This is a genomic window from Mumia sp. zg.B21 (assembly GCF_019550855.1).
Taxonomy (GTDB): Bacteria; Actinomycetota; Actinomycetes; order Propionibacteriales; family Nocardioidaceae; genus Mumia.
On record NZ_JAHWCJ010000002.1, the window covers coordinates 518294 to 532957 of the forward strand.

General features: G+C 70.7%; 18 protein-coding genes. 12 read left to right on the forward strand and 6 right to left on the reverse strand.

The window, feature by feature from the left end:
* Positions 1 to 10: 10 nt before the first annotated feature.
* Positions 11 to 982 carry an ArsA-related P-loop ATPase gene (locus tag KV100_RS11190; protein ID WP_220343137.1) on the reverse strand — a complete coding sequence of 324 codons (972 nt, stop codon included), beginning with the start codon at positions 980 to 982 and terminating at the stop codon, positions 11 to 13.
* Between the two features lie 51 nt (positions 983 to 1033).
* On the opposite strand from KV100_RS11190, the gene KV100_RS11195 reads away from it, so the two are divergent.
* From KV100_RS11195 to KV100_RS11210, 4 genes are read left to right on the forward strand one after another with little or no spacing between them, the layout of a single operon-like run.
* Positions 1034 to 1195, forward strand: a complete 162-nt coding sequence (locus tag KV100_RS11195; RefSeq protein WP_220343138.1) for a DUF4177 domain-containing protein — start codon at positions 1034 to 1036, stop codon at positions 1193 to 1195.
* Positions 1195 to 1662 carry a RidA family protein gene (locus tag KV100_RS11200; protein WP_220343139.1) on the forward strand — a complete coding sequence of 156 codons (468 nt, stop codon included), beginning with the start codon at positions 1195 to 1197 and terminating at the stop codon, positions 1660 to 1662. Before KV100_RS11195 ends, KV100_RS11200 begins: the two co-directional genes overlap by 1 nt.
* The gene (locus tag KV100_RS11205) at positions 1659 to 2477 is read left to right on the forward strand and encodes an NUDIX domain-containing protein (RefSeq protein WP_220343140.1); all 819 of its coding nucleotides are present in this window, start codon (positions 1659 to 1661) and stop codon (positions 2475 to 2477) included. Before KV100_RS11200 ends, KV100_RS11205 begins: the two co-directional genes overlap by 4 nt.
* On the forward strand, positions 2474 to 3277 hold the full coding sequence (locus KV100_RS11210; RefSeq protein ID WP_308289463.1) for an MBL fold metallo-hydrolase: 804 nt from the start codon (positions 2474 to 2476) through the stop codon (positions 3275 to 3277). The genes KV100_RS11205 and KV100_RS11210 overlap by 4 nt, the downstream gene beginning before the upstream one ends.
* Positions 3278 to 3384: 107 nt before the next feature.
* On the opposite strand, the gene KV100_RS11215 is transcribed toward KV100_RS11210, so the two are convergent.
* Positions 3385 to 4302 carry a hypothetical protein gene (locus KV100_RS11215; RefSeq protein ID WP_220343141.1) on the reverse strand — a complete coding sequence of 306 codons (918 nt, stop codon included), beginning with the start codon at positions 4300 to 4302 and terminating at the stop codon, positions 3385 to 3387.
* 136 nt (positions 4303 to 4438) lie between these two features.
* A complete protein-coding gene (locus KV100_RS11220) occupies positions 4439 to 5116 on the reverse strand; it encodes a Crp/Fnr family transcriptional regulator (protein ID WP_301022906.1) in 678 nt (225 codons plus the stop codon).
* A 112-nt stretch (positions 5117 to 5228) separates the two neighbouring features.
* Between KV100_RS11220 and nth the strand changes: the two genes are divergently transcribed.
* The 6 genes from nth (at position 5229) to KV100_RS11250 (ending at position 10034) form a co-directional block, all read left to right on the forward strand.
* Positions 5229 to 5999: an endonuclease III gene (gene nth, locus KV100_RS11225; protein WP_220343142.1), complete on the forward strand. Its 771-nt coding sequence runs from the start codon at positions 5229 to 5231 to the stop codon at positions 5997 to 5999.
* Positions 5996 to 6685, forward strand: coding sequence for a TlpA disulfide reductase family protein (locus KV100_RS11230; protein ID WP_220343143.1), 690 nt, complete (start codon positions 5996 to 5998; stop codon positions 6683 to 6685). The genes nth and KV100_RS11230 overlap by 4 nt, the downstream gene beginning before the upstream one ends.
* A gap of 9 nt (positions 6686 to 6694) precedes the next feature.
* The gene (locus KV100_RS11235; protein ID WP_220343144.1) at positions 6695 to 7417 is read left to right on the forward strand and encodes a CoA pyrophosphatase; all 723 of its coding nucleotides are present in this window, start codon (positions 6695 to 6697) and stop codon (positions 7415 to 7417) included.
* Positions 7414 to 8586: a MarP family serine protease gene (locus KV100_RS11240; RefSeq protein WP_220343145.1), complete on the forward strand. Its 1173-nt coding sequence runs from the start codon at positions 7414 to 7416 to the stop codon at positions 8584 to 8586. The genes KV100_RS11235 and KV100_RS11240 overlap by 4 nt, the downstream gene beginning before the upstream one ends.
* 106 nt (positions 8587 to 8692) lie before the next feature.
* Positions 8693 to 9139 carry a hypothetical protein gene (locus tag KV100_RS11245; protein WP_220343146.1) on the forward strand — a complete coding sequence of 149 codons (447 nt, stop codon included), beginning with the start codon at positions 8693 to 8695 and terminating at the stop codon, positions 9137 to 9139.
* Positions 9140 to 9200: 61 nt separating this feature from the next.
* Positions 9201 to 10034 (forward strand): hypothetical protein, encoded by an 834-nt coding sequence (locus KV100_RS11250; protein ID WP_220343147.1) that lies wholly within the window; start codon positions 9201 to 9203, stop codon positions 10032 to 10034.
* Between the two features lie 12 nt (positions 10035 to 10046).
* Here KV100_RS11250 and KV100_RS11255 read toward each other — a convergent pair whose 3' ends face one another.
* Together KV100_RS11255 and acs are read right to left on the reverse strand one after the other, a co-directional pair.
* A complete protein-coding gene (locus tag KV100_RS11255) occupies positions 10047 to 10577 on the reverse strand; it encodes a phage holin family protein (RefSeq protein ID WP_220343148.1) in 531 nt (176 codons plus the stop codon).
* A gap of 141 nt (positions 10578 to 10718) precedes the next feature.
* On the reverse strand, positions 10719 to 12665 hold the full coding sequence (acs, locus tag KV100_RS11260; RefSeq protein WP_220343719.1) for an acetate--CoA ligase: 1947 nt from the start codon (positions 12663 to 12665) through the stop codon (positions 10719 to 10721).
* A 390-nt stretch (positions 12666 to 13055) separates the two neighbouring features.
* On the opposite strand from acs, the gene KV100_RS11265 reads away from it, so the two are divergent.
* On the forward strand, positions 13056 to 13409 hold the full coding sequence (locus tag KV100_RS11265; RefSeq protein WP_220343149.1) for a hypothetical protein: 354 nt from the start codon (positions 13056 to 13058) through the stop codon (positions 13407 to 13409).
* Here KV100_RS11265 and KV100_RS11270 read toward each other — a convergent pair.
* On the reverse strand, positions 13390 to 13980 hold the full coding sequence (locus KV100_RS11270) for a TetR/AcrR family transcriptional regulator C-terminal domain-containing protein (RefSeq protein ID WP_220343150.1): 591 nt from the start codon (positions 13978 to 13980) through the stop codon (positions 13390 to 13392). The genes KV100_RS11265 and KV100_RS11270 overlap by 20 nt on opposite strands.
* A 36-nt stretch (positions 13981 to 14016) precedes the next feature.
* On the opposite strand from KV100_RS11270, the gene KV100_RS11275 reads away from it, so the two are divergent.
* On the forward strand, positions 14017 to 14664 hold the full coding sequence (locus KV100_RS11275; RefSeq protein ID WP_308291417.1) for a biotin transporter BioY: 648 nt from the start codon (positions 14017 to 14019) through the stop codon (positions 14662 to 14664).

Below are 14664 nucleotides of genomic sequence, written 5' to 3' on the forward strand. Positions count from 1 at the left end.
GTGCTCGGACTCACCGGACACCTCCTTCGACCAGGCGCCGCCCCAGTGCGTAGAGGCCGCCGAGGTCGACCCCGTCCTCGAGGTGCGGGAGCTCCACCACAGGGCTGCCGGCCTCCAGCAGCACCGCCCGCTGGTGGGCCTGCAGCCGCTGACGGGCGACGTGCTCACGGCCTTCGCTGAGGAGGGCCTCGGCGGCCTGTGGCTCGACCTCCACGTCGACGCGGGCCAGGCTCTTCGCCACCGCCGTGGACGTCAGCGCACCGGAGGCGATCCGCTCGGCAGCCGCGTCGGACAGCGGGGAGGGCAGCACCTGGTTGACGACGACGTGCCCGGCCCCGAGGCCTGCGTCCGTGAGCTCGTTGATCGCGTCCATCGTCTCCTGCACCGGCATCTCCTCCAGCAGCGTGACGAGATGCACGGCTGTGCGGCGGGACCGCATCATCGTCATGATCGAGTCGGCCTGCCGTCGGACGGGGCCGGCCTTGGCGAGCCCTGCGACCTCCTCGTTCACGTTGAGGAAGCGCGTGATCCGCCCGGTCGGCGGAGCGTCCAGCACGACCGCGTCGTAGGTGTAGGAGTCGTCGTCCTCGCGACGGCGGACCGCCTCGTACACCTTGCCGGTGAGCAGCACGTCGCGGACGCCGGGCGCGATGGTGGTCGCGAAGTCGATGACCCCGAACCGGTCGAGCGCCTTGCCGGCACGGCCGAGCCGGTAGAACATCGCGAGGTACTCCAGGAGCGCCGACTCGGCGTCGATCGCGAGGGCGTACACGGCGCCGTCGTCGGTGGCGGCGACCTGGCGCTCCTCGTACGGCAGCGGGGGCACGTCGAAGAGCTGCGCGATCCCCTGACGACCCTCGACCTCGCACAGCAGCACGGTCTTGCCCTCTGCCGCCAGACCCAGCGCGAGAGCGGCGGCGACGGTGCTCTTGCCCGTCCCGCCCTTGCCTGTCACGACGTGAAGTCGCTTCTCGCCTGCCACGGTGTCGAGCGTAAAGGGTGGCCCGAAGCCGGGTACGGATACAGTCGACGCATGACGCAGTGGGAGTACATGACAGCGCCCGTCCTCGTGCACTCGACGAAGGCCATCCTCGACAACTTCGGTCGCGACGGCTGGGAGCTCGTGCAGATCGTGCCGGGCATGAACCCGGAGAACCTCGTGGCCTACTTCAAGCGACCGGTCGAGGGCGCGTGATGACGTCTCCCGAGGAGCGTCTCGCCGAGCTGGGCCTGAGGCTGCCCGAGGTCGTCCCGCCGCTCGCGGCGTACGTGCCTGCGGTCGTGACGGGATCCTACGTCTACACTTCGGGTCAGCTGCCGATGCGCGACGGCTCCCTCCTGACGACCGGCAAGGTCGGCGCCGACGTCACGGCCGACGAGGCGTACGACTGCGCACGGCAGTGCGCGCTCAACGCGCTGGCCGCGATCGCCGCCGTGGCCGGTGGCGACCTGTCGCGCGTGAAGCGGGTCGTCAAGACGGTCGTGTTCGTCGCGAGCACGCCTGACTTCATCGGCCAGCCGGTCGTGGCCAACGGTGCCAGCGAGCTCTTCGGTGCCGTGTTCGGCGACGCCGGCGTGCATGCGCGCAGCGCCGTCGGCGTCTCTGTCCTGCCCCTCGACGCGCCGGTGGAGGTCGAGCTCGTCGTCGAGCTGTCGGCATGACGATGCGCGTGCCGCTGCCCTCGTCCATCGCCGAGCACGCGCACCGCGGGTCTGCTGACCCCGCGGTGCCGCGTGACGCCGCCACCGTCGTGCTGCTGCGCGACGGTGCTGACGGTGTCGAGGCGTACCTCATGCGCCGGCAGCGGTCGATGTCCTTCGCCGCGGGGATGTACGTGTTCCCCGGTGGCGGCGTCGACCCGCGCGACTCCGACACCGATGTGGCCTGGGCCGGTCCGGAGCCGGAGGCCTGGGCCGAGCGTCTCGGGTGCTCGACCGAGCTGGCGCGTGCGCTGGTGTGCGCGGCGGTGCGCGAGACGTACGAGGAAGCGGGCGTCCTGCTCGCGGGCCCCGACGCGGACACGGTCGTGGACGACACGAGCGCTGCCGACTGGCAGGCCGACCGCGAGGCGCTGGAGGCCCACACGCTGGCGTTCTCCGACTTCCTGGAGCGCCGCGCCCTGGTCCTGCGGACCGATCTGCTCGCTGCCTGGACGCACTGGATCACCCCCGACTTCGAGCCGAAGCGGTTCGACACACGCTTCTTCGTCGCGGTCATGCCGCAGGGGCAGCGGGTCGGCACCCTCACCGGGGAGGCTGACCACGCCTCGTGGATGCCGCTGGGCGCGGCCCTCGCCTCGGTCGACGCCGGTGACATGGCGATGCTGCCGCCGACCGCCATCACGTGCCGCGAGCTGTCGGAGCTGTCGGCGGCGACCGATGCCCTCGATGTGGCGGCACACCGTCGGATCGTCCCGGTGCTGCCGCGCCTCGTGGAGGTCGACGGCGACCTCTATCTGGAGACGGAGCTGCCGTGAGCGAGAGGTTCGACGGCGGAGTCGTGAGCGCGTGGGCGACCTGCGTCCGTGAGGACAACCCGGGGCACATGACGCTGGACGGCACCAACACCTGGGTGCTGCGGTCCCCGGAGGCGACCGCGGAGACGCGGTCGGTCGTCATCGACCCGGGCGAGCTGGACGAGCCGCACCTGCGCCGCGTGCTGGAGGTCGCCGCGCCGGTCGGTGTCGTGCTGCTGACGCACCGCCACCACGACCACACCGAGGGTGCGGCGCGGTTCGCCGACCTGTCGGGGGCTCCGGTACGTGCGATCGACCCGACGCTGTGCCTGGCCGCCGACCCGCTGGTCGACGGGGAGGTCGTCGAGGTCGACGGTGTACGGCTCGAGGTCGTCGCCACTCCTGGACACACCACCGACTCCGTGTCGTTCCTGCTGCGCGACGATGCCGCACTGCTGTCGGGCGACACGGTCCTCGGACGCGGCACGACGGTCGTCGCCCACCCCGACGGGGCGCTGGGCCCCTATCTCGACTCCCTGTGGACGCTGCGCCGGGCGGTGGACTCGGTCGACTCGGTCGACGGTGCGGTCCGGCTCTATCCGGGGCACGGCCCCGTCCTGCCGGACGCCGGCGCGGTGATCGACGCATACCGTGCCCACCGCGAGGAGCGTCTCGAGCAGGTCCGCGCAGCGCTGGAGGCCGGGTCGGAGACAGCCGACGACGTCGTCCGTACGGTGTACGCGGACGTGGACCCCGTCCTCTGGCCCGCGGCGACCCTCTCGGTGCGGGCGCAGCTGGACTATCTCCGCGCCCGCCCCTGACACCCCCTTTCGCTCGCGGGTCACCCTCTTGCGCTCGCGGGTCACTGTCTGGCGCTCGCGGGTCACTGTCTGGCGCTCGCGGGCCACCCTCTTGCGCTCGCGGGTCATTACCAGCGGCGCGCGAGCGGAGTGATCCCGAGCAGCTCTCCGATCGCGAGCTCGAACGCGGGGTCTGTGCCGAAGATCGTCTCCCGCGTTCCGATCACGAACCGCCACCCGTACCGGCGCTCGAAGTAGGTTCGGCGCTCCTCGTCGTGCCGAGCTGAGTCCGCGCCCGTGTGGAACTCGCGGCCGTCGTACTCGGCGGCAAGGAGGAGGTGCAGATAGCCCATGTCGAACCGCCTGTCCCGGCCCCACGCGTCGGTCACGAGGATCTGCGTCTGCGGGCGCGGGAAGCCGGCGTCGAGCATGCGGAGCCGCTGCCACGACTCCCCGGGGGACTCCGCGCCTGGATCGACGAGGCGCGCGAGCTCGCGCGCCTGCGGGCCTCCGCGATAGCCCTTGAGCTCGTCGACGTAGTCCACGAGCTGCTCGATGTCGACGAGCTCGGCGCGAGCCATCCCGTCGGCGGAGGCGAGGGCGTACGGCCGTCGTTGCCGCCGAAGAAGATCGGACGTGGTCCGTAGCGGGCTGGTCACACGGATGCCGTCGACCTCGGTGACGTCGGGATCGGCAAGGAACGCCTGTCGGCACGTCACCCCGTCGGCGCGGACCCTGCCCACACCGTGCGGCGTCACCAAGGTCGGTGTCAGGAGGTGGCGCTCGCTCGGCCGGAAGGTGTCGACCCCGAACAACCACGCCGCGAAGCAGTCGCTGAGGATCGCGTGCGGCGGGGTGACGAGGCGAGTGGCTCGGACGCGGAGCAGTCTCGTGTCCGGCACCCATGCATCCACGTAGACCGACTTGAAGACGCCGCGGATCTGCTTCTGAGCGATCGATCGGCGGAGGTCCGACTCGCTCGCGAGGCCCGCGGCGGCATGGTCACGACCACGAAACGGCAGCCCGTCGTTGATGAGGTTGCGCATCGCCACATCGAACAGCGGTCACACCGTCGCTCGCTGCTGCTATCCACAGGGGTGACCCGCGGACCGCAGAGACTGACCCGCGAGCGGCAGAGAGTGACCCGCGAGCGGCAAGAGGGTGACCCGCGAGCGCCAGGGGTCAGCGGGCGCGCTTCGACAGCCGCTCGGGGTCGATGATCACGACCGAGCGCGGCTCGAGCCGCAGCCATCCGCGCATCGCGAAGTCGGCCAGCGCCTTGTTGACCGTCTCGCGGGAGGCGCCGACGAGCTGGGCGAGCTCCTCCTGCGTGAGGTCGTGGTGGACGTGGATGCCGTCGTCGGCCTTGCGTCCGAAGCGCTGCGAGAGGTCGATGAGCGCCTTGGCGACACGGCCCGGGACGTCGGAGAACACCAGGTCTGCCACGACGTCGTTGGTCCGGCGCAGACGCGAGGCGAGCTGGCCGAGGAGGGCACGGGCGACGTTGGGGTGGTCGTTGAGCCACTTGGTGAGCTCGTCGTGGCTCAGGCTGGTGAGCTCGGAGTCGGTCACCGCGGTCGCCGTCGCCGAGCGCGGACCCGGGTCGAACAGGGAGAGCTCTCCGAACATCTGCCCGGGGCCGAGGATCGCGAGGAGGTTCTCGCGGCCGTCCGCCGAGCTGCGCCCGAGCTTGATCTTGCCGTCGGTGACGATGTAGAGCCGGTCGCCCTCGTCGCCTTCGTGGAAGAGCACCTCGCCGCGACGCAGGCGTGCCGACGACATCTGAGAGCCGAGCGACTCGGCGGCTTCGTCGTCGAGGCCCGAGAAGAGAGGTGCCTGTCGAAGTACGTCGTTGTCCACGGGTTCTCCTTGACCGAAGAAATTGTCACGCACTTCTCAGTGTCCCTCATTCGGACAACTCGGCGCCACCGACACGGTCATACGTGTCGCCCTCGCACCGTACGCTGGCACCGTGCCGAAGACCACCGCAGGGCCTGCCGCGGCCCGCCGCAGCGCCAAGGCCAAGCTCCCCGAGGTTCCTGCGCCCGCGACGTCCGACGTCCGCCGCGCACGCAAGATCGACCGCGTGCTCGCCGAGACCTATCCCGACGCCGACATCGAGCTCGACTTCGACGACCCCTTCCAGCTCCTCGTCGTCACGGTGCTCTCGGCGCAGACGACCGACCGGCGCGTCAACTCCGTACGCCCTGCGCTGTTCGGTCGTTATCCCGACGCGCGGGCCCTCGCCGAGGCCGATCGCGCCGACGTCGAGGAGATCATCAAGCCGACCGGCTTCTTCCGCGCCAAGTCCGAGCGCATCATCGCCCTCGCGACTGCGCTGGTCGACCGCTTCGGCGGCGAGGTGCCGCCACGGATGGACGACCTCACGACGTTGCCCGGTGTCGGTCGCAAGACGGCCAACGTCGTCCTCGGCAACGGCTTCGGCATCCCCGGATTCCCGGTCGACACGCACGTCCAGCGCGTCGGGCGCCGGCTGGGGCTCCTCGACGCGGCCGCGCTCAAGGATCCCGTCCGCGCCGAGATGGTCCTCGACCGGCTGATCGCCAAGAAGGACTGGACGATGGCGAGTCAGCGACTGATCTGGCACGGGCGGCGCTGCTGCCATGCCGCCAAGCCGGCGTGCGGTGCCTGCTCGATCGCGCGCTGGTGCCCGTCGTTCGGCGAGGGGCCGACCGACCCGGAGGTGGCTGCCAAGCTTCTCCGGACCGAGGGGCGTGCATGAGGGGTACGACCGTGGCGCGGCGTCGTCGCGTGCGCTCCGCGTGCGTACGCTCCCCGCGGTCGGCGGCGGCGCTCGCGACGGTGGCGGCGCTGCTCGCCCTGACAGCCTGCGGCGGAGACGACCTCCGACCTGCCGACGACGGCGCCCAGACCTCCGACGACATCGGGGCGAGCGTGGTCGACACCCCCACCCTGCGTGCGCTGAAGGCCGACGCAGGGATCGAGGCGTGTCCCCGTACGAGTCGCCGAGGGGCCGTCGAGGGCGGTCTGCCGGGTGTAATTCTCGACTGTCTGGGCGGCGGCGCGCCTGTGAGCCTCCCCGGCCTGCCGGCACGACCGACCGTCGTCAACGTCTGGGCGACCTGGTGCGGCCCCTGTCGCGAGGAGCTGCCCTACCTGGCGCGGCTTCACGACGAGGCGGACGGCTCCGTGGCCGTGCTCGGCATCGACTACCGCGACCCTGATCCGGAGGCCGCCCTGCGCCTCGCCAAGGATTCAGGGGTCACCTATCCGCTCGTCTCCGACCCCGACCAGTCGGTCGCGAAGGGCCTCGGTGTCGTCGGCCTGCCGCAGACGGTCTTCGTCGACGCCGCCGGAGTCGTCGTCGCCACCGAACGGACGCCGATCACGTCGTACGATCAGCTGCGATCGCTCGTCCGGGAGCACCTCGGCGTCGACGTGGCATGAGGAGAACCCATGACGTACGCCCGTGAGCTGGTCGACGACGACGCCCTGCCCGACTGGCTGCGGCCCCTCGCCGAGGTCGGGCGGAGCATCGACAGCCCGCGCTTCCTGTCGCCCTCGATGCCGGAGGCGCCGCCGAAGGCCCGTCCGGCGGCCGTGCTCGTGCTCTTCGGTGAGGGAGAGTCCGGTCCCGACCTGCTGCTCACCGAGCGCGCGCACTCGATGCGGTCGCACGCCGGCCAGATCGCGTTCCCGGGCGGCGCAACCGACCCCGAGGACGCCGGTCCGGTCGCCACCGCTCTCCGCGAGGCCGAGGAGGAGGTCGGGCTCGACCCCGACGGCGTCGACGTCTTCGCGACCCTGCCGCGCCTGTGGCTGCCGCCGAGCAACTTCGCCGTCACGCCCGTGCTGGGCTGGTGGCGTCGCCCGTGTCCCGTGCGGCCTGTCGACCCGGTGGAGGTCGAGTCCGTCTTCCGGAGCCCTGTCGCCGAGCTGACCGACCCGGTCAACCGCTTCTCCGTCTCCCACCCCTCCGGTTGGGTGGGTCCCGGGTTCGCGGTCAACGGCGGGCTCACGCTCTGGGGATTCACCGCAGGGATCGTCTCGCGGCTGTTCGGCGCCGTCGGCTGGGAGCGCCCGTGGGACGCCGGCCGCGTCGTCCCCTATCCCGGCACAGCCCGCGACCCGTTGGTCGAGGAGATCGAGACCGACGCGGCACGTGGACGGCGTCGATGAATCCCGTCGACGCCGTCGTCCTGCTGATCGTCGTCTCGTACGCCGTCCTCGGCTACCTTCGTGGATTCGTCGCCGGTGCCGTCGCGATGGTGGGTCTCATCGCCGGTGGTGTGGTCGGGCTGGTGGTGTCGCCGCTGCTGCTGACCCGGCTGGAGCACGGGACTGTGCGTTCACTCGTGGCCGTGATCCTCGTGCTGGTCCTGGCCTCCGCCGGCCAGGCGATCGGCTCGCAGGTCGGCACGCGCCTGCGCGGCCGCATGACGCATCCTCCGGCCCGGGCGCTGGACGCGGCCGGCGGCGTGGCACTGAGTGCGGTCGCGTGCCTGGTCGTGTGCTGGGCCCTCGGCTACGCGGTCTCGGGCTCGCAGATCCCGGGGGCCTCAACTGCGGTCCGCGGGTCGCAGGTGCTCGGCAAGGTGGACTCCGTGATGCCGCAGGGCGTCCGTACGGCGCTGCACTCCTTCGACAGCGTCGTCGACGCCACGCTGTTCCCGCGCTATCTCGAGCCGTTCGCCCCGGAGACGATCAAGCCCGCGGCAGCCCCTGACCCCGCGGTCCTGCAGCGTCCGGAGGTCCAGTCCGCTCGTCGCAGCGTCGCCCGGGTCACCGGTCGTGCGGAGTGCAACCGCGGGCTCGAGGGCTCCGGGTTCGTGTACGCCAAGGAGCGCGTGATGACCAACGCCCACGTGGTCGCCGGGGTCGACGATCCCGCGGTCACGGTGGGCGACAAGACCTACGACGCCGACGTCGTCTACTACGACCCGAGCCTCGACGTCGCCGTGCTTCGCGCACGAGGGCTGAGAGCGCCGGCGATCCCGTTCGACGAGGACGCGCGGCAGGGACAGAGCGCCGCGGTCCTCGGCTTCCCCGAGAACGGTCCGTTCGACGCTCGCGCGGCGCGGATCCGGTCCGAGCAGCGGTTGCGCAGTCCCGACATCTACGGGTCCGCGCAGGTCGTGCGAGAGGTCTACTCCCTGCGCGGCCTGGTCCGGTCAGGCAACTCCGGGGGCCCGATGATCTCCGAGGACGGTCGCGTGCTGGGCGTGATCTTTGCCGCGTCGATCTCGGACTCGTCGACCGGCTACGCTCTCACGGCGGGTCAGGTCGGCGAGGCCGCCCGCAAGGGCGTGCGCGCGACCCGAGGACTGGACACAGGACCGTGTGCGTGATGATGTGGCGTCCGTCACTCTTGAGCACTCCCTGCGCGTCACGTATTCGCTTCAGGGGGTGGGTGCGTGGAAGATGTTCGGCGTTGTCCGCAATCGAAGGAGATCTGTGAAGACCCGACTGGCGGCAGTAGCCGTGCTCACGATGTTGACCGTCTCGGCCTGCAGTGGTGATGACGAGTCTGCCGGTGCAGACACCGGCGGGGGTCCTTCCCACTCTGTCGAGACCGGCAGCCTCGGGTCGAAGGAGGCCGACGAGCTCGCCATGGAGTCGGCCACCCGCGTCGTCACGCTCTGGGCCCGCCCTGACGTCCCGATCGCGCAGTGGACCTCCGAGCTCCGGCCTCAGCTCTCCGCTGTGGCGATGTCCGTCCTGTCCTTCACGGACCCGGCGTCGCTCGATCCCGCCAAGCCGGAGGGCAAGCCTCGTATAATGGCCGGGTCGAAGACGCGGGTGAGGGTCGAGGTGCCGACCACGGCCGGGCCCTACCGCGTGACGATGAGCCGAGACACCGACGGGACCAACTGGCTCGTCGACCGCGTCGACTCTCCCTGAGGGCGGGGGGCCGCCCGTCATGACGCTGCCGGGCGCTCCCCGGGCGCTCTAGGCTGCGGCTATGCGCACCGTGGCGTCGTTCCTGCTGGGTCTGCTCGCGCTGGTCGCCGTCGCGGGAGCCGCGCCGGGTCTGTGGTTCGAGCGCACCATCGTCGACGAGTCCGGCTACGTGTCCCTCGTCGCCCCGCTGGGCGACGACCCGGAGTTTCGTACGGCGCTGGCCGACACCGTCGCCGACGCCGTGGTCAGCGACACCGGTCTCGACGGTGTCGCGGGTCGCGCCGCCGACGGGGTCGTGCGCAGGGTTGCGGACGGCATGACGGAGCTCAGCGGATTCGACGCCGCCTGGACCGAGGTCAACACGCTGTCGCACCGCCTCAACGTGACCGACATGCCTCCGGCGGAGCTCGAGGGTCGGCTCGGTGTCGATCTCTCCCCGATGGTGGACCTCGTCGTCGACGCGGCGAACCGACGGCTCGGCACCCAGCTGCAGGGACCGAGCGACCTCGTGGTCGCCGTCGGCACTCCTGAGCAGCGTGACCTCGTCGACCGCCTCCGCGAGCTGGCACCGTGGTCGTGGGCGCTGGGCGGCGCCGCGGTCCTGCTCTTCGCGGGCGCGGTCGCGGCTGCCCGGCGTCGCGGCAGCGCGCTCGTGCTGCTCGGGTTAGGGCTCGTCGCGATCGCCGCCGTGGAGATGATCCTGGCCGTCGCCGGGGGCGACCGCGTGGTCGACGAGGTGGCCGCCGGCGCAGGGTTCGGGCGCTCCCTGATGGAGCAGGTCCACGACGAGGCGGTGCGCTCGTACGCCGTCTGGATGGCCGCGCTCGCGATCGCCGGTGCGGTCTCGGTGGTCAGCGGTCTCGTGGTGCGTTCGAGACCTGAGGCGCGCCCCTAGGTGCACGCGGGGTCAGCGAGCGCGCTTGCCGGACCTCGAGCGCTCCGCAGCAGCCGCAGCGGCGTCGGCCCCCGCGGGGGACGGCGTGGCCGCCGGGAGATCGATGGTGATGCGGGGATCGGTCTTTCCCTTGAGGGCGGAGGGGATCTCCTGCACGGTCGCGATCGTGCGCTTGGGCGCCTTGACCTTCTTGAGGAACCGGATGCCGACCAGCGCGAAGATGAGCACGACGAGGAGCCACACACCGGTCATCACGAGGAAGCCCCACGTGAAGCCGAGCGGGATGTCGCGGTCGAAGAGCCATGCGAAGAAGAACCCGCCTGCCATCGAGAGCATCGTGATCACGAAGAGCAGCAGGACGCCGACCGCGACGAGGAGGCCTGCGCCGACCCCGCCCGCCTTGGCGCTGACCCGGAGCTCAGACTTCGCCAGCGCGATCTCTCCCCGCACCAACGTGGAGAGGTCGCTGCTGATGTCCGAGACGAGCCTCCCGATGGTGGGCTCGGCGTCGTCCACGGATCCGGGGGCTCCAGGCTGAGACATCACGACTCCTCGTAGGCAGTTCGGTCGAGTCGAGCCTAGGGGATCAGCGCGTTTTCGGGGCATTGCCCCGCCGCTCCCCGACCGACGTCGTACGGGTCGGGAGCGGCCCGACCCGTACGACGCCCGGTGCTGCCGGTGTGCTCAGTCCTCCGAGGACGACGACATCCCGGTCTTGATCTGATCCATCACGCCGGAGTCGGCCAGGGTGGTGACGTCCCCGACCTGACGGTTCTCCGCGACGTCGCGGAGGAGTCGGCGCATGATCTTGCCCGAGCGCGTCTTGGGCAGCTCGGCGACGACCATGATCGACTTCGGCTTCGCGATCGCGCCGATCTCCTTCGCGACGTGGGCGCGCAGGTCCGCGACGATCTCGGTGCCGCCGTCTCCGGCGGACTCGCGCAGGATCACGAACGCGACGACCGACTGCCCCGTGGTGTCGTCCGTGGCGCCGACGACGGCGGCCTCGGCGACCTTCGGGTGCGACACCAGCGCGGACTCGATCTCGGTGGTCGACAACCGGTGGCCGGACACGTTCATCACGTCGTCGACCCGGCCGAGGAGCCAGAGGTCTCCGTCGTCGTCCTTCTTGGCCCCGTCACCGGCGAAGTACAGGTTCGCGAAGCGCGACCAGTACGTGTCGATGAACCGCTGGTCGTCGCCCCACAGGGTGCGCAGCATCGACGGCCACGGCTCGGTGAGCACGAGGTATCCGCCGGAGCCGTTGGGGACCGACTCGGCGTCGTCGTTCACCACGTCGGCGGCGATGCCGGGGATCGGTCGCATCGCCGAGCCGGGCTTCGCCGCGGTGACGCCCGGGAGCGGCGAGATCATGATCGCGCCGGTCTCGGTCTGCCACCACGTGTCGACGACGGGCGTCCGGCCGCCTCCGATGGTCTCGCGGTACCAGACGTACGCCTCGGGGTTGATCGGCTCGCCCACCGACCCGAGCACGCGCAGCGAGGAGAGGTCGAACTCCGCAGGGATCTCGGCGCCCCACTTCATGAAGGTGCGGATCGCCGTCGGGGCGGTGTAGAGGATGGTGACGCCGTACTCCTGGATGATCTCCCACCACCGGCCCTTGTGCGGGGTCTCCGGCGTGCCCTCGTACAGCACCTGCGTCGCGCCGTTGGCCAGTGGGCCGTACACGATGTAGCTGTGCCCGGTGACCCAGCCGATGTCGGCGGTGCACCAGTAGACGTCGGTCTCGGTCTTCAGGTCGAAGACCGCCCAGTGCGTCCATGCGGCCTGGGCGAGGTAGCCCCCGGTGGTGTGCAGGATGCCCTTCGGCTTGCCGGTCGTGCCCGACGTGTACATGACGTAGAGCGGGTGCTCGGCGGGGAAGGCCTTGGGGCGGTGCTCGGTCGACGACGCGTCGACGGCCTCGTGCCACCAGACGTCGAGATCGCCGTTCCATGCGACGTCCTGACCGGTGCGGCGGACGACGAGGACGTTCTCGACGAGTCCCGGCTGCTCCGCCGACACCTTGGCCACCGCCTCGTCGACGGCCGGCTTGAGAGCGGAGGGGGCGCCACGGCGGTAGCCGCCGTCCGCGGTGATGACGAGCTTGGCGCCGCAGTCCACCACGCGGCTGGCGAGGGCGTCGGCGGAGAAGCCGCCGAACACGACCGTGTGCACCGCGCCGATGCGCGCGCAGGCGAGCATGGCGACGACCGCCTCGGGGATCATCGGCATGTAGATGGCGACCCGGTCGCCGGCCTCCACGCCCAGCTCCTCGATCGCGTTCGCGGCCTTGCTCACCTCGTCCTTGAGGTCCGCGTACGTGAGGGTGCGCGTGTCACCCTCGGGCTCGCCGACCCAGTGGAAGGCGACCTTGTCCCCGCGGCCGGCCTCGACGTGCCGGTCGACGCAGTTGTACGACGCGTTGAGCGTGCCGTCGGCGAACCACTTCGCGAACGGGGGGTTGGACCAGTCGAGAACCTCGGTGAACGGCTTCTCCCAGTCCAGGCGTCGTGCCGCGTCGGCCCAGAACGCCAGGCGATCCTCGGCGGCGAGGTCGTACGTCTGGGCCGTGACGTTGGCGTCGGCTGCCAGCTCGGCGGGGGGCTCGAAACGGCGGTTCTCCTGCATCAGGTTGGACAGCGACTCTCCCACGGCACTTCCTCAGGTCTCGGCGGCACGTTCCGCCGACCATTGTGCCCCCGGTCACATGCTGTACGGGGTGCGGGACCGCGCCGGATCGATCAACGGCGTGGTCCGTGCGGTCGGCGGCAGGCGCCGTACGACCTGCGGATCGGACTCGCTGCCGGCCGGCCCAGCGCGTGACCGGTCTCACGGGCCGGCAGGTCGTCGCCGGTCGACACATGGCTGAAATACCAACGATTCGCCGAATCCACTGTGGTGGAGATCATTCTGCGGGGAGTGGGTGTGTACGCGTGCTCGGAGGGGCTAGGATGACGCGCACGGGGGCGGTACAGGACGGTTGGTTCGGCGACCGCAAGAAACGAAGAAGAGAGCAAAGTGACCGCGTATCCCGGTTGGCAGATCATTCATGAAGCCACCACCAAGGGCCCGTCGTCCATGCGGCGCATCGTGATCTTCAGTCACCGAGCAGGGTCTCGGCTGCGGCTCACCAGCGACTATCGCGGCGACGTCGCGACGACCGTCGCAGAGTCGTGGTCCTCGATCGGTTGGGTGGAGGCGCACCGCAACGTCGACACCCAGCTGTTCCGGAGCAGCACGCCCAACGAGGCGGCGCTCGTGGACACCCTCGACCGGCTTCTGATCGAGGTGTTCCGGCTGGCGAGCCAGATCGTCGTCGGCCCGCAGGGAGTGTCGACGCCGACGTCCTCGTTCAGCGAGATGATGCGCTGAGGCGGGGCGCTCGCGCCGCCACGGGCGACACGTTTCGGAGCCCGGACAGGATCAGTCCCAGCCCGAGGTCGAAGGACGCCGCCGACCCGATCGAGTCATCGCGCGCGATCGCCCCGGTGGCGCTCGCCTGCTCGTGCATCTGACGTGCTGACGCATGCCCGAGCACGAAGAGCATGATCGTCCTCGCGCCCGAGACGGCGACGTCGTCGTCGAAGTCCTCGAGCGCCGCGACGAGCCTCTCCTCGGGCTCGCGCGCACCGAGGCCGAACGCTGACGCTGTCGCGACCACCTCGGCGCCGTCGCGGACCGCCAGCATCGCGCTGCGGAACTCGTGGCAGAGCGCCTTCGCCCGCTCGTCCCAGCTGCCCGCCGGCTCGTCTCGCCGGCCTCGGGCGAGGATCTCGTCCGCCATCAACGCCAACAGCGTCTGCTTGTTGGGGACGTGGTGGTAGAGCGCGCTGGGCTGGACGTCGAGGGCGGCCGCGACCCGTCGCATCGAGAGGAACTCGAGACCGTGGGTGTCGAGCACGGTGAGTGCCGCGTCCACGACGTCTTGGAGGCTGTTGGCCATGAGCCCACCCTATCGACTAGCCTGAACACTGTTCAGGTGAACACCGTTCAGGAGATGCTCATGTCGCTCGACGCCACCCCAGACACCACGCCCGACGCCACGCCGACTGCGCGGGCGAGCTCCCGCAGGTTCTCGACCACCGACCTCGCCCTGATCGCGGCGTTCGCCGCACTCATCTCCGCCTGCGCCTACATCGGTGCGATCCCGGTCGGCTCGGCCGGCGTCCCGATCACGCTCCAGACCTTCGCCGTGATGCTCACGGGTTGTCTGCTCGGGCCCGTCCGAGGGTTCGCTGCCGTGGCCCTCTACCTCACCCTCGGTGCCATCGGGCTCCCCGTCTTCGCCGAGCACAGCGCCGGCCTCGGGGCCTTCACCAGCGTCAGCGCGGGCTACCTGATCAGCTTCCCGTTCGCCGCCGCACTGGGCGGGTTCCTGGTGGCCTACGTCGCCGGCCCGCGACGCAAGCCTCGCGCGGCGTGGGTGTTCTGCTGCTCGATGGCTGCGAGCATCCTCGTCATCCACCCGATGGGCATCGTCGGCATGGCGATCCACCAGGACGTCTCGCTGTGGACCGCGGCCACGTGGGACGCGCCCTTCTGGGTCGGCGACCTGCTCAAGACGACGTTGGTCGCCATCATCGCCGCCGAGGTGCACCGCGCCTTCCCCAAGCTGCTCCACCCCTGA

Bases quoted from the DNA above. Each gene is read 5' to 3' on its own strand.
- KV100_RS11195 (WP_220343138.1), top strand. From the start codon at position 1,034: ATGACGCAGTGGGAGTACATGACAGCGCCCGTCCTCGTGCACTCGACG.
- KV100_RS11200 (WP_220343139.1), top strand. From the start codon at position 1,195: ATGACGTCTCCCGAGGAGCGTCTCGCCGAGCTGGGCCTGAGGCTGCCC.
- KV100_RS11205 (WP_220343140.1), top strand. From the start codon at position 1,659: ATGACGATGCGCGTGCCGCTGCCCTCGTCCATCGCCGAGCACGCGCAC.
- KV100_RS11215 (WP_220343141.1), bottom strand. From the start codon at position 4,302: ATGCGCAACCTCATCAACGACGGGCTGCCGTTTCGTGGTCGTGACCAT.
- KV100_RS11230 (WP_220343143.1), top strand. From the start codon at position 5,996: ATGAGGGGTACGACCGTGGCGCGGCGTCGTCGCGTGCGCTCCGCGTGC.
- KV100_RS11235 (WP_220343144.1), top strand. From the start codon at position 6,695: ATGACGTACGCCCGTGAGCTGGTCGACGACGACGCCCTGCCCGACTGG.
- KV100_RS11240 (WP_220343145.1), top strand. From the start codon at position 7,414: ATGAATCCCGTCGACGCCGTCGTCCTGCTGATCGTCGTCTCGTACGCC.
- KV100_RS11250 (WP_220343147.1), top strand. From the start codon at position 9,201: ATGCGCACCGTGGCGTCGTTCCTGCTGGGTCTGCTCGCGCTGGTCGCC.
- KV100_RS11255 (WP_220343148.1), bottom strand. From the start codon at position 10,577: ATGTCTCAGCCTGGAGCCCCCGGATCCGTGGACGACGCCGAGCCCACC.
- acs (WP_220343719.1), bottom strand. From the start codon at position 12,665: ATGCAGGAGAACCGCCGTTTCGAGCCCCCCGCCGAGCTGGCAGCCGAC.
- KV100_RS11270 (WP_220343150.1), bottom strand. From the start codon at position 13,980: ATGGCCAACAGCCTCCAAGACGTCGTGGACGCGGCACTCACCGTGCTC.